The organism is Candidatus Pantoea edessiphila, assembly GCF_002933335.1.
In the GTDB taxonomy this organism is placed as follows: Bacteria; Pseudomonadota; Gammaproteobacteria; order Enterobacterales; family Enterobacteriaceae; genus Pantoea_C.
Genome location: NZ_PDKS01000001.1, coordinates 332,539 through 351,098 on the forward strand (window position 1 = coordinate 332,539; position 18,560 = coordinate 351,098).

The following is an 18,560-nucleotide window of genomic DNA, read 5'->3' on the forward strand; positions in this document are numbered from 1 at the left end:
ATCATTAATCAGTACTAATTATTAGATTAGTAATATAACTTTTAAAAATCAAATAGAATTATTTATATTATTTTTTAACTAATACGAAAAAGCATTATATTATCCATGTTAATTTATTTTGTGAATCTTAAACCTTACATAATAAACAAGAAATAATAATTATATTTAGAACTAATAATATTAATATATTTAGAATTAAGTTTGATGATTTCAAAGATTAGTACTATCTTACTAAACCAATTATTAAAGTTGTTGACTAATATTACTAATTTTAATTAGGGGATTTTTTTCATGACAGACATAGGTATTTTTTTTGGTAGTGATACTGGTAATACAGAAAATATTGCACAAATGATCCAACAACAAATAGGCAATAAAGCAACAATTTATGATATAGCAGATATTAGTAAAGAAGATATGGAAATATTTGATATTATTTTAATAGGAAGTCCTACATGGTACTATGGTGAAGTCCAATGTGACTGGGATGATTTTCTTCCAACATTAAAAAAAATAAATTTTAAGAATAAAATAGTAGGTTTATTTGGATGTGGTGACCAAGAAGATTATACAGAATACTTCTGTGATGCTATAGGAATTATACATAACATTGTATTATCTAATAACGCAACAATTATAGGACATTGGTCTAATGAAGGTTATAGCTTTGAAGCATCAAAAGCTCTTTTAAATGAAAAAAAATTTTTAGGACTTGCAATTGATGAAGATCGACAGCCAGAACTTACTAAAAACAGAGTAAATAAATGGGTTAATCAAGTCTTAAATGAATGTAAAAATACTTTAAATAATATCAATGTTTAAAATAATTTTATTTATAATATTGATCAATCAAAATTTTCAATACTATGATGTAAATATTGATTTTTTATACAATCATTAATAAATTTATAATAGTATAATTAATATAAAAATGTGCATAAAAGATATATTTTTAACACCTGGATTTCTTATAAGGGTCTCGTAAACTAACAATACGGTTAAACACTAAATGATCTTTACTAGAATGAATGCTATCTGCACAAAAATATCCATTTCTCTCAAATTGATAAGGATTAGTAGCTTCCGCATTTTGAAGATTTTGTTCTACATAACCGTTTTTAATCTCTATTGATTCTAGATTTATATTAGAAAGAAAATCTTCTTCTATTTCTGGATTTCGAATATTAAATAAATTATGGTATAAGCGGAATTCTGCAGGTATTGCGTGTAATATTGATATCCAATGAATAATACCAACGTTTTTAATTTTATAACCATAAATATGTTTGTTATCTAGTGTATTTAGATCACATGTACAATATATGCAATTAATATTACCTTTTATATCTTTAGTGATATAATCAGAGCGGATAATACATGCATTACGTAGGCGCACTTCATTTCCAAGAATTAAACGCTTAAAATTTTCGGTTCGTTGTTCAAGAAAATCAGATCTTTCAATCCAAATTTGATTGCTAAATTTTACCGTACGATTGCCTAGTTCTGTTTTACTAGGATGATTATTCATTAAAATATTTTTTTCGAAATATATTGGTAAATTTTGAATAATTAACTTTATTGGATCTAATATTGCCATGGCTCGCGGTGCATTTTTATTAAGATCATCACGGATACATGATTCTAATGAACTCATTTCAATAAGATTTTGTTGTTTAGTAATTCCGATGCGTTGACAAAATTCACGAATTGAAGATGGTGTATAACCACGACGACGCAATCCGGAAATAGTAGGCATACGAGGATCATCCCATCCTTCAACATAATTTTTATTTACCAATTGATTTAGTTTTCTTTTTGATAATACTGAATATTCTAAATTTAACCTAGAATATTCATATTGATTAGGACGTTTTGAAACGGAAATGTTTTTCAATATCCAATTATAAAGACGTCTATTATCTAAAAATTCTAATGTACATAATGAATGTGTAATTCCTTCTAAAGAATCAGATATACAATGAGCAAAATCATACATCGGATAAATACACCAATCGTATTTAGTTTGATGATGTTTAAAAAATTTAATTCGGTATAATACTGGATCTCTCATGACTATAAAACTAGAAGACATATCAATTTTTGCACGCAAACATGCTTCTCCTTCTTTAAAAAAACCTTTGCGCATATTATCGAATAGCAATAGATTTTCTTCCACGGATCTATCACGATAAGGACTATTTTTCCCTGGCTTAGTCCAAACTCCTCGGTAATCTTTTATTTCTTGCATTGTTAGTTCATCTACATATGCCAAACCTTTTTTAATAAGTTCAATTGCATATTGGTATATTTGATCAAAGTAATCTGATGTATAGCAAACATTCCCATTCCAACAGAAACCTAACCATGATATATCTTGCTTTATAGATTCAACAAAACAATTATTTTCATTTACAGGATTAGTATCGTCAAATCGTAAGTTACAATTACCGTTATAATCTTTTGCTATACCAAAATTAAGACATATAGCTTTTGCATGGCCAATATGAAGATAACCATTTGGTTCCGGCGGAAAGCGAGTATGTATTTTTTTGTATTTACCCAAAGATATATCTTTATCTATAGTTTGACGAATAAAATTCGTTGATTGATGTTTATTTTTTTTCATTTGTATAAAATCCTTTAATTAGTCATAAAATAAATATTTTAATTACAAAGAGAAATGGATTAAAATTAATATAAAAATATATAATGTAATCGTAGATAAAAATAATTATTTTATACAGCAGTTTTCTTATACTTAATAATCAAACTGAAAACATCAACAATTATTAGTGGTTTATGATGTGTAAAAATATAACTATAAAATAATTAAAAATACAAATACACATAATATTGCATAATAACTAAAAATCAAAGCTTAAAGCTTATAGATATATAATTTATTATTAACAATCAATTATGATGTAATAAACTCAGGAATAATATATGTGTTCAATTTTAGAATACTAAAGCCAAATACAGATATTAATAATATGTAAAAAAGCACTTTCATACTTCGAGGACAGGATTAATTTAGCATTTATGTATAAATAATTATGTTATTTGAGTTCATAACAGTTTATCAATCGTTGATATAAAAATGATACCAACCACAACAGTGTATAACTCTAATAAAATCGATGTACTAGCTTTTAATGCCGAAATCATTTATATGTAAAAACAATGTTCTTGGATTACTATGTTTGCATGTTAGATTGTTTAATATATTAACAAATGAGGAATTGAAGCGAGTGTTCTTGTTTATAGATAAAATATTTCTTGATATAGAAACAACTATAAATCCTGCAGATAAAACATAATAGTTTCAATAGCAAAATATAAAAAAGCATAACGTAAATATTTTTCTTATCATATTCCAGATGTTATATTATAGTTTCAAAAAGAACAATTTTACTGATAGTGTTAAGATATAATTAGAATTTGCTTAAATATATTTTTTACACAATAAGCCAAAATCAAAAAAGCTTATCTATATTGTTCAATATTTACATAATTGTTTCCTTTATCTGTTGCTGCTGAATGTGTTCCGAGAAATAAAATATTATATTGTATGTTCATCAAATCATGTAATGCATTGGGATCAATATTTCAAATATATTAACGATTCACTAGATCATTATGTTAATTATAAATTGTCCTGACATATGAATGATAGCAATATTTATTTTAAATATATTATTAAATAAACATGTTATTTTATTTGAATTATAAGAATAATATAAAATATAAATTTATATCAAACAAAAATATTTCAAAAAATTAGTTGACGGGAAGTATAATTAAGTTATCATACTGAACTAGTTCATAATATATAGCTACGTAGCTTAGTCGGTTAGAGCACAGCACTCATAACGCTGGGGTCACGGGTTCGATTCCCGTCGTAGCTACCAGTGCGGAAGTGGCGAAATAGGTAGACGCACCAGATTTAGGTTCTGGCGCTTTCGGGTATGCGAGTTCAAATCTCGCCTTCCGCATTAGAATGCAAGCAAGAAATTTACGAATATAACTTTGTTGGGGTATAGCCAAGTGGTAAGGCACCGGTTTTTGATACCGGCATTCCCTGGTTCAAATCCAGGTACCCCAGCTTTAAATCTAAATATTAAACAAATTGCAAGTTTTTAAACAAATTGCAAGTTTGTGTATCAGTAATAGATTATAAAAAATTAAGGAAAAATTTGTATTTTCTTTTTTGATATGATGTCTTTATTTCTTGTCTTATTAATCTAGAGATTAATCTCTAGAACTAGAACATGATAATTTTACTATAGTTAAGTCTTTATATTATCGTGTGATGTTTAATACATGGTTATCTTATAATAATTATACATTTTATTTATGCAATAAAAGCATGATTATATAGAATTTAATTATACAAATTATATTCTTATGAAAGAAATTTATACATAATGAAAAAAATATATATTAAAACATGGGGCTGTCAGATGAATGAATATGATTCATCTAAAATAGTTGATTTGTTAAGCAAAAGTCACGGTTATATTGTGACTAAAAAATCTGAAAATGCTGATATCCTATTACTAAACACATGTTCTATTAGAGAAAAAGCCCAAGAAAAAGTATTTCACCAATTAGGTAGATGGAAAAATTTAAAAAAAAACAATGTTAATTTAATTATTGGTGTTGGCGGATGTGTAGCTTCGCAAGAAGGTGAATATATTCTAGAACGTGCACCTTATGTAGATATTATTTTCGGACCACAAACTTTACACCGTTTACCAAAAATGATTAATAGACTGTATATAGATAAAAATCCCATTATAGATATTAGTTTTCCAAAATTAGAAAAGTTTAGATCATTTCCTCCAACAATATCGAGCTCTCCAAGTGCTTTTGTTTCTATTATGGAAGGTTGTAATAAGTATTGTACATTTTGTATAGTACCTTACACTAGAGGTGAAGAAACCAGTCGTTCAAGTAACGAAATATTATTAGAGATTTCTAATCTAGCAGAACAAAGAGTGAGAGAAATTATTTTATTAGGTCAAAACGTAAATGCTTATCGATGGTTCGATACTGATGGTAGAGTATGTACTTTTGCTAATTTATTACGGCTAGTAGCAGCAATTAAAGGTATAGATCGAATTCGTTTTATTACTAGTCATCCGATAGAATTTGATGATGATTTAATTGAAGTTTATAGAGATACACCAAAATTAGTAAGCTTTTTGCATTTACCCGTACAGAGTGGTTCTGATCGTATATTAAATTTAATGAAACGATCACATACTGTATCACAGTATAAATCGATAGTTGAAAAATTAAGTAAGGTAAGACCTAATATTCAAATAAGTTCTGATTTTATTGTAGGATTTCCTGGTGAGACTGAATCTGATTTTGACAATACTATTAATTTTATATCAGAGATGAATTTTGATATGAGTTTTAGTTTTTTATATTCTCCAAGGCCAGGAACTCCAGCAGCAGATTTACCAGATGAAGTCGAAGAAGAAGAAAAAAAACGTAGACTATATATACTACAAAATCTTATAAATAAACAAGCCAAACTATGGAGTGATCGGATGGTTGGAACTACGCAACGTGTTTTAGTAGATAAAATTTTACGTGATGAGTTTGAAACAATATCAGGAAAAACTGAAAATAATCGTGTAGTGATCTTTAATGGATCTTACACTAATATGGGAAAATTTGTTGATGTAGAAATTATAGATAGTGGCATTCATTATTTAAAAGGTAAATTGCTAAGCATAGACAACAAAATTAATTCTTTATGAAAGAATATAATGTACATATTAGTATGCATGAGTTTAATGATTTATATTAATTTGCTAAATGTTTATGTTTTACAATTATAATATATTTCATAATGATGTTGTATATTTTCATCTGACAAAAATCTATAATAATACATAGAAAGTAAGTTTATGACAAAAAATATTCTTAATTTACAAATAATTTGTAAAAGCAATAATATTCCTAATAAATTAACATTTCAAAACTGGATTAAAACGATATTGTCATATTTTCAAATAAAAGGTCAGATAACTATACGCTTAGTAAATGAAAAAGAAAGTTATGATCTTAATTTAAGATATTGTGGAAAAAGTAAGCCAACTAATGTTCTTGCATTTCCTTTTGAAAAACCTTTTTGGATTGAATTGCCTTTGTTAGGTGATTTAGTTGTTTGTATGCCTATTCTAGAAATAGAAGCTATAGAGCAAGGAAAAAATATTGAATTTCATTTAGCACACATAATAATACATGGGACATTACATTTGATTGGTTATAATCATAATAAGCTATCTCAAGCTAAGAAAATGGAAGCTACTGAAATTAAAATAATGTCTATTCTTGGTTATCCTAACCCCTATATTTAATAATATAACTTGTATGATTGAATACCCAATTATGTTAATAAAGATTCTAAAATAAAAAATTATTTTTATAAAAATCGATTTATTTTAATAAACAGTAAATTGATTACCAATCAATAATATATTAAATATAAATCGTTTGGTTTTATCATTATCATCCTGCACATGTGAAAATTATTAACATTACTGCTCAACAATTTTATTTAGTGTACTACTTTAATAAAGTTAATCTGTGCACGATATTTATTAATTTTTAAAAATATGTAGAATTTAAACAAATTAGAAGAAAATATATTCTATTTCAGGTAATATAGTTTTATAGAAATATGTTTTTCTCCTAGTAATTTTTTATAACATTATTAAATAAATTAATATCATTATATGTTTTTTGATTATTATTAATAAATAAAACATCAAATATTATCTAGATTGAAAAAATCACAATAAGAAATATATCTTATATGATTTCAATAAGAATTTATTTGATTTTGATGATTGTTTTAGACAATAAAAATCTATATAATTGATTCGAAATTAATAAATATAATATTAATCGTAATAATATTTATGTAAAATTGATCTTTAATATGAATTTACATTATTTCATATAACGTATAATTGCGGATTAACTTCTAATGCTATACTAATACAATAGTTATTGTGCAGTAACTAGCTATAAAGTAATTGTTATTAATATAATCACCTCAATTTAAACATCTATATTTTAATAGTTAATATATCATATACCTATGATGTTAATAGATTGCTCAATGATATTATTTTTATAGATATCATAAACAATATCAAAATGTTGCATAAATTCATATAACATTGTAAATTACAATTCTCATATATTTATGAAATAATATATTACTATAACTAATTTACGGTAAATATTATGAGTTTAATAATCTACTTTATAAAATTTTATTGTTTATTAAATTGTAACTAAATTTATTTATAGTATCTTTTTATAAAGTGTTATTTTAATCAATTATAAATTTTAATTAAATATTATAAATATAATATCATTTAATAACGTATTATAAAAACTATTAATAGTTTTTTGAAAAATAATAATTATATTATTAGGCAAATTAACTAACTAAGGATTATGTGTTATAAATGCAAAAAGAATATATTCCTAAAGATATTGAACTTAAAGTTCAAAATATTTGGGATAAAAATAAACAATTTAATGTGACCGAACAGAACAATAAAGAAAAATACTATTGTCTATCTATGTTACCTTACCCTTCTGGGAATATACATATGGGTCATGTGCGTAATTATACTATCGGAGATGTAATTGCAAGATATCAACGTTTGCTTGGTAAAAATGTATTACAACCAATAGGTTGGGATGCATTTGGATTACCAGCAGAAAATGCTGCTGTTAAAAATAGTACAATTCCTGCAGTTTGGACTTATAAAAATATCAATTACATGAAAAAACAGTTGAAATCTTTGGGATATAGTTACGATTGGAGTCGTGAATTAACTACTTGTCAACCAGAATATTATTATTGGGAACAATTGTTTTTTATCAGACTTTATGAAAAAAACCTCGTATATAAGAAAACTGCAGAGGTTAATTGGTGTGAAAAAGATCAAACTGTATTAGCTAACGAACAAGTGATTGATGGTTGTTGCTGGCGTTGTGATACTAAAGTTAAAATTAAAGAAATATCACAATGGTTTATGAAAATTACTGATTATGCAGAAGATTTACTAAATGATTTAGATCATTTACCAGGTTGGCCTGAAAAAGTCAAAGTTATGCAACGTAATTGGATTGGGAGATCTGAAGGATTGGAAATATTTTTTAAGTTAGCACATCCTAGCAAAGAATCAATAATAGTATATACTACTCGACCAGATACTATTATGGGAGTAACTTATATAAATTTATCGATCAATCATCCGTTATCTTTAAAAAACGCAAAAAACAATATTATTGTTGCTAATTTTATAGAAGAATATCATAAAACTAAAATATCCGAAGCGGATATATCCAAAAGAGAAAAAATAGGAATCATCACTGATTTACTAGCGATCCACCCATTAACTGGTGAATTGATTCCAGTATGTATATCAAATTTTATTCAGACAGATTATGCTACAGGTGCTGTAATGTCAGTTCCAGCTCATAATCAACAGGATTGGGAATTTGCTATAAAATACCATTTACCTATAAAATCAGTTATTCTAAATATTGATGGTAGTAAACCAGATACAAATAAATCGGCAATGTTAAAAAAAGGAATATTATTTAATTCAGGTAAGTTCAATGGATTAAATTATAAAAATGCAGTTAAAATTATTTCCGAAGAATTAATAAGTAAAAAAATAGCTGAAAGAAAAGTACATTACCGTCTTCGTGATTGGAATATATCACGTCAACGTTATTGGGGAACACCAATTCCTATGGTAACATTAGAAGATGGAACAGTAAAACCTATGCCAAAAGATTGTTTACCTGTTATATTACCTGAAAATATCGAAATGGATGGAATAAAAAACCCGCTTAAAATAGATTTTAAATGGAATAGAATAAATTTAAATAATCAAATTGCTTTTAGAGAAACTGATACTTTTGATACTTTTATGGAATCATCATGGTATTACGTACGTTATACATGTCCTAATTACAAAACAGACATGGTCGATTCTTTAGCAGCAAATTATTGGCTACCAGTAGATCAATATATAGGAGGTATAGAACATGCTATAATGCATTTAATGTATTTTCGTTTCTATCATAAATTGTTGCGTGATGCTGGTTTTTTGAAATGTAATGAACCTGTTAAACGTCTTCTTTGTCAAGGTATGGTTCTATCCGATTCTTTTTATTATATTAAAAAAAATGGTGATCGAGAGTGGGTGTCTCCACTAAATGTTAATATTGAAAGAGATCAAAAAGGTCAAATAATAAAAGCTATTGATAATAAAGGACATCTATTAGTTTATGCTGGTATGAATAAAATGTCTAAATCTAAAAACAATGGAATTGACCCACAAAGCATAATTGATCATTATGGAGCTGATACTTTACGTCTGTTTATTATGTTTGCAGCACCAGTAGAAATGACATTACAATGGAAAGAATCGGGCATAATTGGAGCAAATAGATTTTTAAAACGTCTTTGGAAATTAGTATTTGAACATAAACAAATATCAAATACTGATTCAATAATCTTATCTAATCTTAATAATAACCAAAAAGTATTATCAAATTTATTAAATAATACTATTGTAAAAGTAACAGATGATATTGAACGCCGCAGATCTTTTAATACAGCTATTGCAGCGATTATGCAATTAGTTAATGCCTTGATTCATAACCTTAGATATGCTATTAGTAAAGAAGATATAGCATTAAGACAAGAAATATTGTTAGTTGTAACTCGTCTACTTTATCCATTTACGCCCCATATTTGTTACGTATTATGGCAATATTTAGGAGGACATGGAACTATAGATGATTCATCTTGGCCTGTTCCTAATAAATTAGTTATCACTAATGATTCGTTTTTAATACTAATACAAGTAAATGGAAAATTAAGGGATAAAATTACGATTACAGATAAAAATATCACAGAAGAAGAAATAACAAAGCTGGTTCTGAAAAGACATTCAGTTACGAAACATATAGCAGGATTGATGATTAGTCAAGTTATATACATACCAAGTAAACTTATTAACTTTGTTACAAATTAAATTTTTATTACTCATTGAAAACAGGTAAATAAAGTGAAAAAATTAGCTAATAAAATATTTATATTAATCATGATATTCATGCTAACTAATTGTAATAAGCAAGCAGTTAATGTTTGTCATGCACCATTAGGATTTCAGGAAATAGTAATTAGTGATATGCAAAACTATAATCCGATTTTACCTGAATTTTATAAAGGATTATCCTCTAATAATATTAAGGTAGTTGAAGATACTCCAGAAAATCATAAAAAGTATCCTGTGTTAGTTTTTAATGATAAACAATCTAAATATAATGACCTTCAGGAAACTGAATTATCAAATGGTAAAATACCACCAAATTGTGAATTTATATTTAAGATAAAAGCAAATTTTAAATTACCAGGGGATGTTGTTCATGAAATAGATATAGATAGTACAAATTGGTTGTGTAATTATTTAGGAAATTTCAAAAAAAAATATAAAATGGTTTATGAAATAAACAAACATTCTGCAGATCTTTTGTTAAACCAATTATTTGTTCTTTATAATTTAAATTCTAAGGTTAAAATAACAGAGTTAAATCCAAAAACAAAACCGTGCAATACTAATATAGTTCCTCCTGTTAAAAATAAATCACAGAAAACAACTGAACCTACTCATAAAAAAAGTATTCTTGACCAAATACTTTTTAAAAAGTTTATGATTAGAAAAACAACACCCAAAAAACAACATTAATATAATATTAATATGATTGAAATTAGCTTAGAAGAACTTAGAATGCAAATTTATGATAAATTAAGTAATTCTTATGTTTTAATAGGCAATGAATTGTCACTAATACACGAAAGTGTTGATCTAATAAATACTGTAGCCAAACAAAATGGTTTTGAAGAATATTTTAATTTTGTAATAGACAGTAATACTAATTGGGGTAATATATTTTCAATTTTTAGTTCAATTGGTTTATTTTGTGATAAAAAAGTTATTAATTTACAGTTTATAGACAGTAGTCTAAACTCTACAATTATAAAACAACTTACTATATTAACAAAATTATTACATTCCGATATTCTATTTATTTGTTGTTTGACACAATTAACTAAAAGTGATGAATGTAGTGAATGGTTTAAAAAATTTTTTAAATTTAATATTATAGTATCATGTCGGAGGTTAGAAGCAAATAAATTACCACAGTTGGTATTAACTAAAGCTAGAAACATTAATTTATCACTAGATCAAAATGCAGTAAAGTTACTTTGCAAGTATTATGAAGGAAATTTATCAGCATTAATTCAATCTTTAAATGTTTTAAGTTTGCAATGGCCAGATGGTGAGATTACTGAATCTAGAATTAAGAAATCAATAAGCAAATTACAAATTTTTGCATCTATTAATTGGATTAATGCGTTATTAGAGGGAAATTTTACTAAAGCAATATATATTTTAAATCATTTGGAAAAAAATAATAGTGAAGCAATAACTTTATTAAGAAATCTTCAATATGATGTTTCATTATTAATGAAACTGTATTATTATAAAAAACAAAAATCTATCAACATTGTTATGGATGTTTATAATATATGGAAAACAAGACGTTATCTATTTTATTGTGCATTGCAAAGGTTAAATTTTACCAAATTGCAAACAATAGTTAGTTTGCTAATTAAAGTTGAATTAGAAATTAGAACTGAATTCAATAAAGAGATTTGGTTTCAGTTGGAATTGTTGTCTTTGCTAATGTGCGATAATCATTTTTCAATTGATTATTAATATGTGTTCTAAATTGCATGCAGTATTTGGTGGGACCTTTGATCCGATCCATTTCGGTCATTTACTACCAGTAAAAATATTAGCTTCTCAAATTGGTTTGAAATCTGTAATTATAATCCCCAATAATATACCACCTCATCGTTTACAACCGGAGGCTAGTGCGTTACAACGTGTAAAAATGTTAAAATTTGCTACTAAAAAAGAACCATTATTTAAAATCGATACTCGTGAGTTAAGATATAAAATTCCGTCATGGACAGTATATACAATAGAAAATTTACGTGCAGAACTTGGTCATGAAAAATCATTAGTTTTTATCATTGGTTTTGATTCATTATTAAATTTAACTAAATGGTATCGTTGGCAAGATTTACTTTCATTATGTCATATAGTAGTATGTAATCGTTCAGAATATTTATCAGAAAATCAAGAGATACAATCAATACCTGACGCATTAAAAAAATATATTATAAGTGATATAAAGAAATTATACTTACAACAATCAGGGTATATCTGGCTGGCTGATACTCCTTATTTTAATATTTCTTCTACTGAAATAAAATTACTTGTTAGCCAAAAGAAAAAATGTGACCATTTACTACCAAAAGCTGTTATTGAATATATTTTTAAATGTGGTTTGTATAGCAAATAAATAATAAATTAAACATTTATACAATTATCATTGATAAACTAATAAAATAATGAAGTCATATTTGTTTGTATTATAAATAATTAACATATCTATATAAATCAACTATAATATAACCATGATATTTAAGAACTGTAGTTTTCATAATCATCTAAGCGGAAAAAAAAAATCATCGCATAGAATATTAATTGTTTTTTCTTTTATTCTAATAGTTCTTTTTGCGATATTGATGAACATATATTATTTACAAGTAGTGTTTTTTTCAAAATATCAATTACTATCAATTAAGAATCACATTAAATTAATTCCCTTTGCACCACAAAGAGGCATTATATATGACCGAAATGGCATACCTTTAGCAATTAATCGTAGTTCATATCAATTAGAAATCTCATCTAAAAATCCTAAAATTTTAAATGAAACTATTTCAAATATACGTAAATATATCAATATAACAGATTATGATCTAGAAAATCTAAAAAAAAATAGTTATACCAATCAATATTTTAATGACATACTTATTAAGTATGAATTAAATGCAAAAGAACTTGCTTATTTTGTCACTAACAGGTCTCTTTTTCCAGGTATCAACGTAAAAAAATGTGAAAAACGTTATTATCCTTTTGGGAAAACATTATCTCATGTTATTGGTTATACTGCTAAAATCAATGATCAAGATGTATCTTATTTAAATAAAAAAGCAAAAACATCCAATTATATAGTAACTAAAAGTATTGGAAAATCAGGCATAGAAGCTTATTATGAAGATATGTTACATGGTAGAATTGGTTATGAAGAAATTGAAATTAATGGCAGCGGTAATCAAATAAGAGTAATAAATAAAAAACCACCTATATCTGGTAATGATATTTACCTTACTATAGATTTAAAATTACAGCAATATATTGAAAAAATTATTGAAAATAAAGGCAGAATCTCTGTTATAGCTACTGATCCTCAAAATGGTGAAATTTTAGCTATGGTTTCTAATCCTAGTTTTGATGCGAATTTATTTGCTCAGGGAATATCTAATAAAAATTATCAAGTTTTATTAGAAGACAAAGATCTTCCTCTATATAATAGAGTAACTCAAGCTGTTTATCCTCCAGCATCTACAGTGAAACCATATTTAGCACTTACTGCTCTAGAGGCTGGTATGCTTAACAAGCATACCAATATATTTGATCCAGGTTGGTGGAAAATACCAGGTTCTAAAAAATATTATAATGATTGGAAAAAACCAGGTCATGGTTATCTTAACATAACAAAATCTATAGAAGAGTCTTCAGATACTTTTTTTTATCAAATAGCTTATAATATGGGAATTGATTATATCTCAGAATGGATGATTAAATTTGGTTTTGGGAAAGGTACGGGTATAGATTTACCTCAAGAAAAAACAGGTAAAATGCCTACACGAGAATGGAAACATAATTATCTTAAAAAATCCTGGTATCAAGGTGACACAATACCAATTGGAATAGGGCAAGGTTATTGGACAGCTACGCCATTACAAATGAACAAAGCATTAATTATTCTAATCAATAACGGTATCATTAAAATACCACATATTTTACATTCTATAGATCAAACAAATGCTAGGATATTTTATAATAAACCTTTTTCCAATAATTCCATTAAATGTAATCCAAATTACTGGCATATAGTAAAAGATGCAATGTATGGAGTTGCTAATCGTACTAATGGAACAGGATATCAAAGTTTTGCAGATGCTCCATATAAAATTGCAGCAAAATCTGGTACAGCGCAGATTTTTAGTTTAAAAGAAAGGGAAACTTATAATTCATATACACTTAGTGAAAATTTACGTGATCATAAGTTAATGAATGCATTTGCGCCTTATAAAAAACCATGTATAGCAGTAACAATTATTATGGAAAATAGCAATAGTAATTATAAAATAGGAGAAATTATGCGTCATATATTAGATTTTTTCATACTTCATAAAAAATCAATTGATTGAATTTTATGTATAATATTTTTAGTGGAATTATAAATATGTCAATCAAAACATTAAATAAAAAATTAAGAAATAATTCAATGTGGACGCGTATTCATTTTGATCCATTTTTTATGTTTATAACAATTATATTATTAATTTATGGTACTGTAATTGTTTGGAGTGCTAGTGGTCAAAATGTACATACTATGGAGAGAAAACTGATTCAAGTTGTTCTAGGTTTAACAACTATGATAGTTTTAGCTCAATTACCTTCTAAAATTTATGAAATATCAGCATATTACCTTTATATAATATGTGTACTGTTATTAATTGTAGTTGACGTTTATGGACAAGTTAGTAAAGGATCACAACGTTGGTTAGATTTAGGAATATTGCGATTTCAGCCATCTGAAATTGCTAAAATAGTGGTACCTTTAGCAGTTACAAGGTTTGTTAATCGCGATTTTTACGAGTTACGCATTCAACGAATATTTATTGCCTTGATTGTTATATTGATACCAACCGTATTAATAGCAATGCAACCGGATCTTGGTACTTCCATTTTAGTAGCTATATCAGGATTAATAGTACTATTTATTTCTGGTATCAATTGGAAATTAATTTTTATAGCATTATTATTAATAATTTTGTTGAGTCCTATTTTTTGGTTCTTTTTAATGCAAGATTATCAGAAAGAACGTGTTATTATGTTGTTTAATCCTAATAGCGATCCTTTGGGAGCTGGATATCATATCATGCAATCTAAAATAGCTATTGGTTCGGGAGGTGTATATGGCAAAGGTTTACTTGCAGGCTCGCAATCTCAACTCAATTTTCTTCCAGAACGTCATACTGATTTTATTTTTGCTGTTTTAGCAGAAGAACTTGGTTTTATAGGAGTAGGTTTTTTATTTTTTTTATATCTTTTGTTAATTATAAGAGGAGTAATGTTAGCATTAAGAGCTAAAAATTATTTTGGATGTATAATTATAAGCACATTTATTTTAATCTTATTTATTTATATAATTATTAATGTTAGCATGGTCAGCGGTATTTTGCCGGTTGTCGGAGTTCCATTGCCGATGGTTAGCTATGGTGGATCATCTCTTATTATACTAATGGCTAGCTTTGGCATTATGATGTCTATCGATAATCATCGATAGAAAAACAATATTATCTGATTACATAAAAAATAGAAATAACTATTAAACAATAGGTAATCCCTTATCTTGTATTTCAGCACGATAAGAAGACCTGATTAGCGGACCACAAGCAGCATATATAAAACCCATAGATATCGCTTCTTTCTTTAATTGTGCAAATTCTTCTTTTGGTACATAGCGTTTTACTGGAAAATGATTTCTGCTGGGTTGTAAATACTGTCCTAAAGTTATCATAGTTACACCATGATTACGTAAATCTTGCATTACTTTAATAATCTCATCATTGGTTTCCCCAAGCCCTAACATTAACCCAGATTTAGTGGGAATATGTGAATGATACTTTTTAAATTTTTCCAATAATTGTAATGATTTTTTATAATTAGCTCCTGGCCGTATCATACGATATATTCTTGGCACATTTTCTATGTTGTGACCAAATACATCAGGTGGTTCTTGAATTATGATATTTAAAGCATTATTTATACATCTACGAAAATCTGGAACTAATATTTCTACTTTGATTCCGATATTTTTTTTACGTATGCTTTTAATACAATTAATAAAATGTTGTGCACCTCCATCAATTAAATCATCACGATTTACAGAAGTAATTACTACATAGTTTAATCCAATATTATATATGGTATTCGCTAATTTTTCAGCTTCATAAGGATCTGGTGGTGTTAAAGGATTTCCATGCTTAACATCACAGAATGGACATTTTCTAGTGCAAACAACACCAAGGATTATGAATGTTGCAGTGTTATTATTGAAACACTCGACTATATTTGGGCAAGATGCTTCCTCACAAACTGAGTTCACATTATTTTTGCGCAGAATTGATTTTATCCGATCGATTCTGCTAGAATTTATAGGTAATTTAATTTTAATCCATTCTGGTTTAGGTAAAATTTCTTGATCGTGCGTTTTTATATTCTTTATTGCGATTATTTTCATAATGATTAATTATATTATAATAGATGACATGGATGTATTTAACTTGTTATTATATCAGTACAAAAATTAATTAATTATTAAATCAATGATAGATGATTTTATTGAATTTACCAAAACAATCCAAATTGTATCAATATGTTTTATGATGTCCATAAGACATATTGATAATTCATTAATTTAATAAATTCAGAAACTAATACCACCCTAACTTTTTTTATGTCAATTTTTGGATTATAATGTTGCATATTTGTCATTTTCATATTAGCAAAACCACAAGGATTAATATCTAAAAACGGATCTAAATCTACTGTTACATTTAGTGCCAATCCATGAAGAGAACAACCTCTGCTAATTCTTAATCCTAGTGAACATATTTTCTTGTTTTGTACATATACTCCAGGTGCATTAAGTTGATTATGAGAATTTATTTCAAAATAACTTAAGGTATTAATGACTGAATATTCCAAAATATTAATTAATTTATGAACGCTTACTTTACAGCGTTTTAAATCAATTAGCACGTACATTATTTGTTGACCAGGGCCGTGATAAGTTATTTGTCCACCTCTATCAGATTGAATCACCTGGATTTTATTAGGATTTAAGATGTGTTTTTTTATACCCAATTTACCCTGAGTAAAAATAGAAGGATGCTCTACTAACCAAATTTCATCATTACTTTCATGATTTCGTTGATTTGTATATGTATGCATAGCATGCGATACAGATTGCCAATCACATAAATTTAATTGACGTACTATAATAGAACTAATTATCATTATTAAAAAGCCTGTTTGTAAATTAACAACAGATTAATTTAGAAACTAGTTAATATATCATATTATGATTAAATTTATTAACAATAATTAAACTGAATACAGCAGATATAATTGTATTTTTAAACAGTTCACATAAAACAATTTGTATGTTTTGCTATATAATTATACTATATAATTATATTATTATTAATAAATTTAATATAAAATGAAAAATATTAAAAATATAAAGTTCATTTATAAAAACTAATTATTATTAATTTAATTATAAAAAGATCTAATCAACAAATCATAGGATTAATTGAAAACACAATCAAAGCGCTAGTATGCGAATACACAGGAGAGAATAAACTTTATCTTCAAATCAGTAGAAAAAATTTTATAGTTCTATAAATATCATATCCAATGCTAATCAGATTGAAAACATAAAAGAAATATTTGGAAAAGTCAAAACAGCATAACTTGTATTATAATCATAATAATACGGACAGTATTTTTATTATTCAATAATTCTTATCAATTACACACTAATCAATATTAATTTCATTTTTATTATATAGCAATCGAACCAACACTCGTCTAAAACAGACGGGTATTGGTTCTTACTGTTAACTTACAAACTGATAACGTTAGCAGCAGATGGGCCTTTCGCGCCATCAGTAATTTCGAACTCAACTCTCTGACCTTCCGCTAGAGTTTTGAATCCATTGCTCTGAATAGCAGAGAAATGCACAAATACATCCTTGCTACCATCTTCAGGAGTAATGAAACCGAATCCTTTTGATTCATTAAACCATTTAACATTACCTTTGATCTTAGACATCTAATATTACCTTTACATAAAGAAAATAACACTACTACTGTATTGGTATTCATTACAGCAATTATAGAAAACAGCATATAACTTAAATTTACTTACACTTTAACATTACCAATGTATTATCGTAATATTTTATACCTCCTTTTTCTGAATTTTATAGTAGGCGATATGCCTACTCATAAGCTTAATTATTTTTTCAGAATTACCACTATTACACAAAAAAACATTTAATTCAAATAAAATATTAATATTATTTTAAATATAATATCTCATATCTAACAGCAAGTATTATATCATATATTAACAGTAAATGTATTCTACTAAAATAAAAAATTATTAATTATATATAATTTTATTATATAACATAAAATCAAATTTGTTTTAAGTAA

The 18,560-nt window shown here is 26.3% G+C and carries 14 protein-coding genes and 3 tRNA genes; 13 read left to right on the forward strand and 4 right to left on the reverse strand.

All coding sequences use genetic code 11. The annotated features are described in order from the left end of the window. The first annotated feature begins 291 nt into the window (after positions 1-291). Positions 292-822: a flavodoxin FldA gene (gene fldA, locus CRV11_RS01500; RefSeq protein ID WP_136131564.1), complete on the forward strand. Its 531-nt coding sequence runs from the start codon at positions 292-294 to the stop codon at positions 820-822. 130 nt (positions 823-952) lie between these two features. Here fldA and glnS read toward each other — a convergent pair whose 3' ends face one another. Then, a complete protein-coding gene (gene glnS, locus CRV11_RS01505) occupies positions 953-2,626 on the reverse strand; it encodes a glutamine--tRNA ligase (protein ID WP_136131565.1) in 1,674 nt (557 codons plus the stop codon). A 529-nt stretch (positions 2,627-3,155) separates the two neighbouring features. Here glnS and CRV11_RS03675 point away from each other — a divergent pair. The 12 genes from CRV11_RS03675 to rodA all read left to right on the forward strand — a co-directional run bounded on the left by CRV11_RS03675 (position 3,156) and on the right by rodA (position 15,618). Continuing rightward, positions 3,156-3,320, forward strand: coding sequence for a hypothetical protein (locus CRV11_RS03675; RefSeq protein WP_158674482.1), 165 nt, complete (start codon positions 3,156-3,158; stop codon positions 3,318-3,320). Between the two features lie 514 nt (positions 3,321-3,834). Then, a tRNA-Met gene (locus CRV11_RS01510) sits at positions 3,835-3,911 on the forward strand. 2 nt (positions 3,912-3,913) lie between these two features. Further along, positions 3,914-3,995 (forward strand) — tRNA-Leu (locus tag CRV11_RS01515). Between the two features lie 38 nt (positions 3,996-4,033). Then, positions 4,034-4,105 (forward strand) — tRNA-Gln (locus CRV11_RS01520). A gap of 322 nt (positions 4,106-4,427) precedes the next feature. Continuing rightward, complete coding sequence (gene miaB / locus CRV11_RS01525; protein ID WP_136131566.1) at positions 4,428-5,774, forward strand: tRNA (N6-isopentenyl adenosine(37)-C2)-methylthiotransferase MiaB; 1,347 nt, start codon at positions 4,428-4,430, stop codon at positions 5,772-5,774. Between the two features lie 150 nt (positions 5,775-5,924). Beyond that, entirely contained in the window at positions 5,925-6,377 is a 453-nt protein-coding gene (ybeY, locus tag CRV11_RS01530; protein WP_136131567.1) for an rRNA maturation RNase YbeY, read from the forward strand. 1,122 nt (positions 6,378-7,499) lie between these two features. Continuing rightward, complete coding sequence (gene leuS / locus CRV11_RS01535) at positions 7,500-10,094, forward strand: leucine--tRNA ligase (RefSeq protein WP_136131568.1); 2,595 nt, start codon at positions 7,500-7,502, stop codon at positions 10,092-10,094. 33 nt (positions 10,095-10,127) lie between these two features. Beyond that, on the forward strand, positions 10,128-10,808 hold the full coding sequence (locus tag CRV11_RS01540; protein WP_136131569.1) for a hypothetical protein: 681 nt from the start codon (positions 10,128-10,130) through the stop codon (positions 10,806-10,808). Between the two features lie 12 nt (positions 10,809-10,820). Next, positions 10,821-11,843: a DNA polymerase III subunit delta gene (gene holA, locus CRV11_RS01545; protein WP_136131570.1), complete on the forward strand. Its 1,023-nt coding sequence runs from the start codon at positions 10,821-10,823 to the stop codon at positions 11,841-11,843. Between the two features lies 1 nt (position 11,844). Next, on the forward strand, positions 11,845-12,495 hold the full coding sequence (nadD, locus tag CRV11_RS01550; protein ID WP_136131571.1) for a nicotinate-nucleotide adenylyltransferase: 651 nt from the start codon (positions 11,845-11,847) through the stop codon (positions 12,493-12,495). 115 nt (positions 12,496-12,610) lie between these two features. Further along, entirely contained in the window at positions 12,611-14,476 is a 1,866-nt protein-coding gene (gene mrdA, locus CRV11_RS01555) for a penicillin-binding protein 2 (protein ID WP_136131572.1), read from the forward strand. Between the two features lie 35 nt (positions 14,477-14,511). Continuing rightward, positions 14,512-15,618, forward strand: a complete 1,107-nt coding sequence (rodA, locus tag CRV11_RS01560) for a rod shape-determining protein RodA (protein ID WP_136131573.1) — start codon at positions 14,512-14,514, stop codon at positions 15,616-15,618. A 42-nt stretch (positions 15,619-15,660) separates the two neighbouring features. Here rodA and lipA read toward each other — a convergent pair whose 3' ends face one another. From lipA to cspE, 3 genes are all read right to left on the reverse strand, one after another. Beyond that, positions 15,661-16,575: a lipoyl synthase gene (gene lipA, locus CRV11_RS01565; protein WP_136131574.1), complete on the reverse strand. Its 915-nt coding sequence runs from the start codon at positions 16,573-16,575 to the stop codon at positions 15,661-15,663. 140 nt (positions 16,576-16,715) lie between these two features. Then, the gene (gene lipB, locus CRV11_RS01570; protein ID WP_199732487.1) at positions 16,716-17,354 is read right to left on the reverse strand and encodes a lipoyl(octanoyl) transferase LipB; all 639 of its coding nucleotides are present in this window, start codon (positions 17,352-17,354) and stop codon (positions 16,716-16,718) included. A gap of 610 nt (positions 17,355-17,964) precedes the next feature. Beyond that, positions 17,965-18,174, reverse strand: coding sequence for a transcription antiterminator/RNA stability regulator CspE (gene cspE, locus CRV11_RS01575; protein ID WP_006118399.1), 210 nt, complete (start codon positions 18,172-18,174; stop codon positions 17,965-17,967). Positions 18,175-18,560 lie beyond the last annotated feature (386 nt).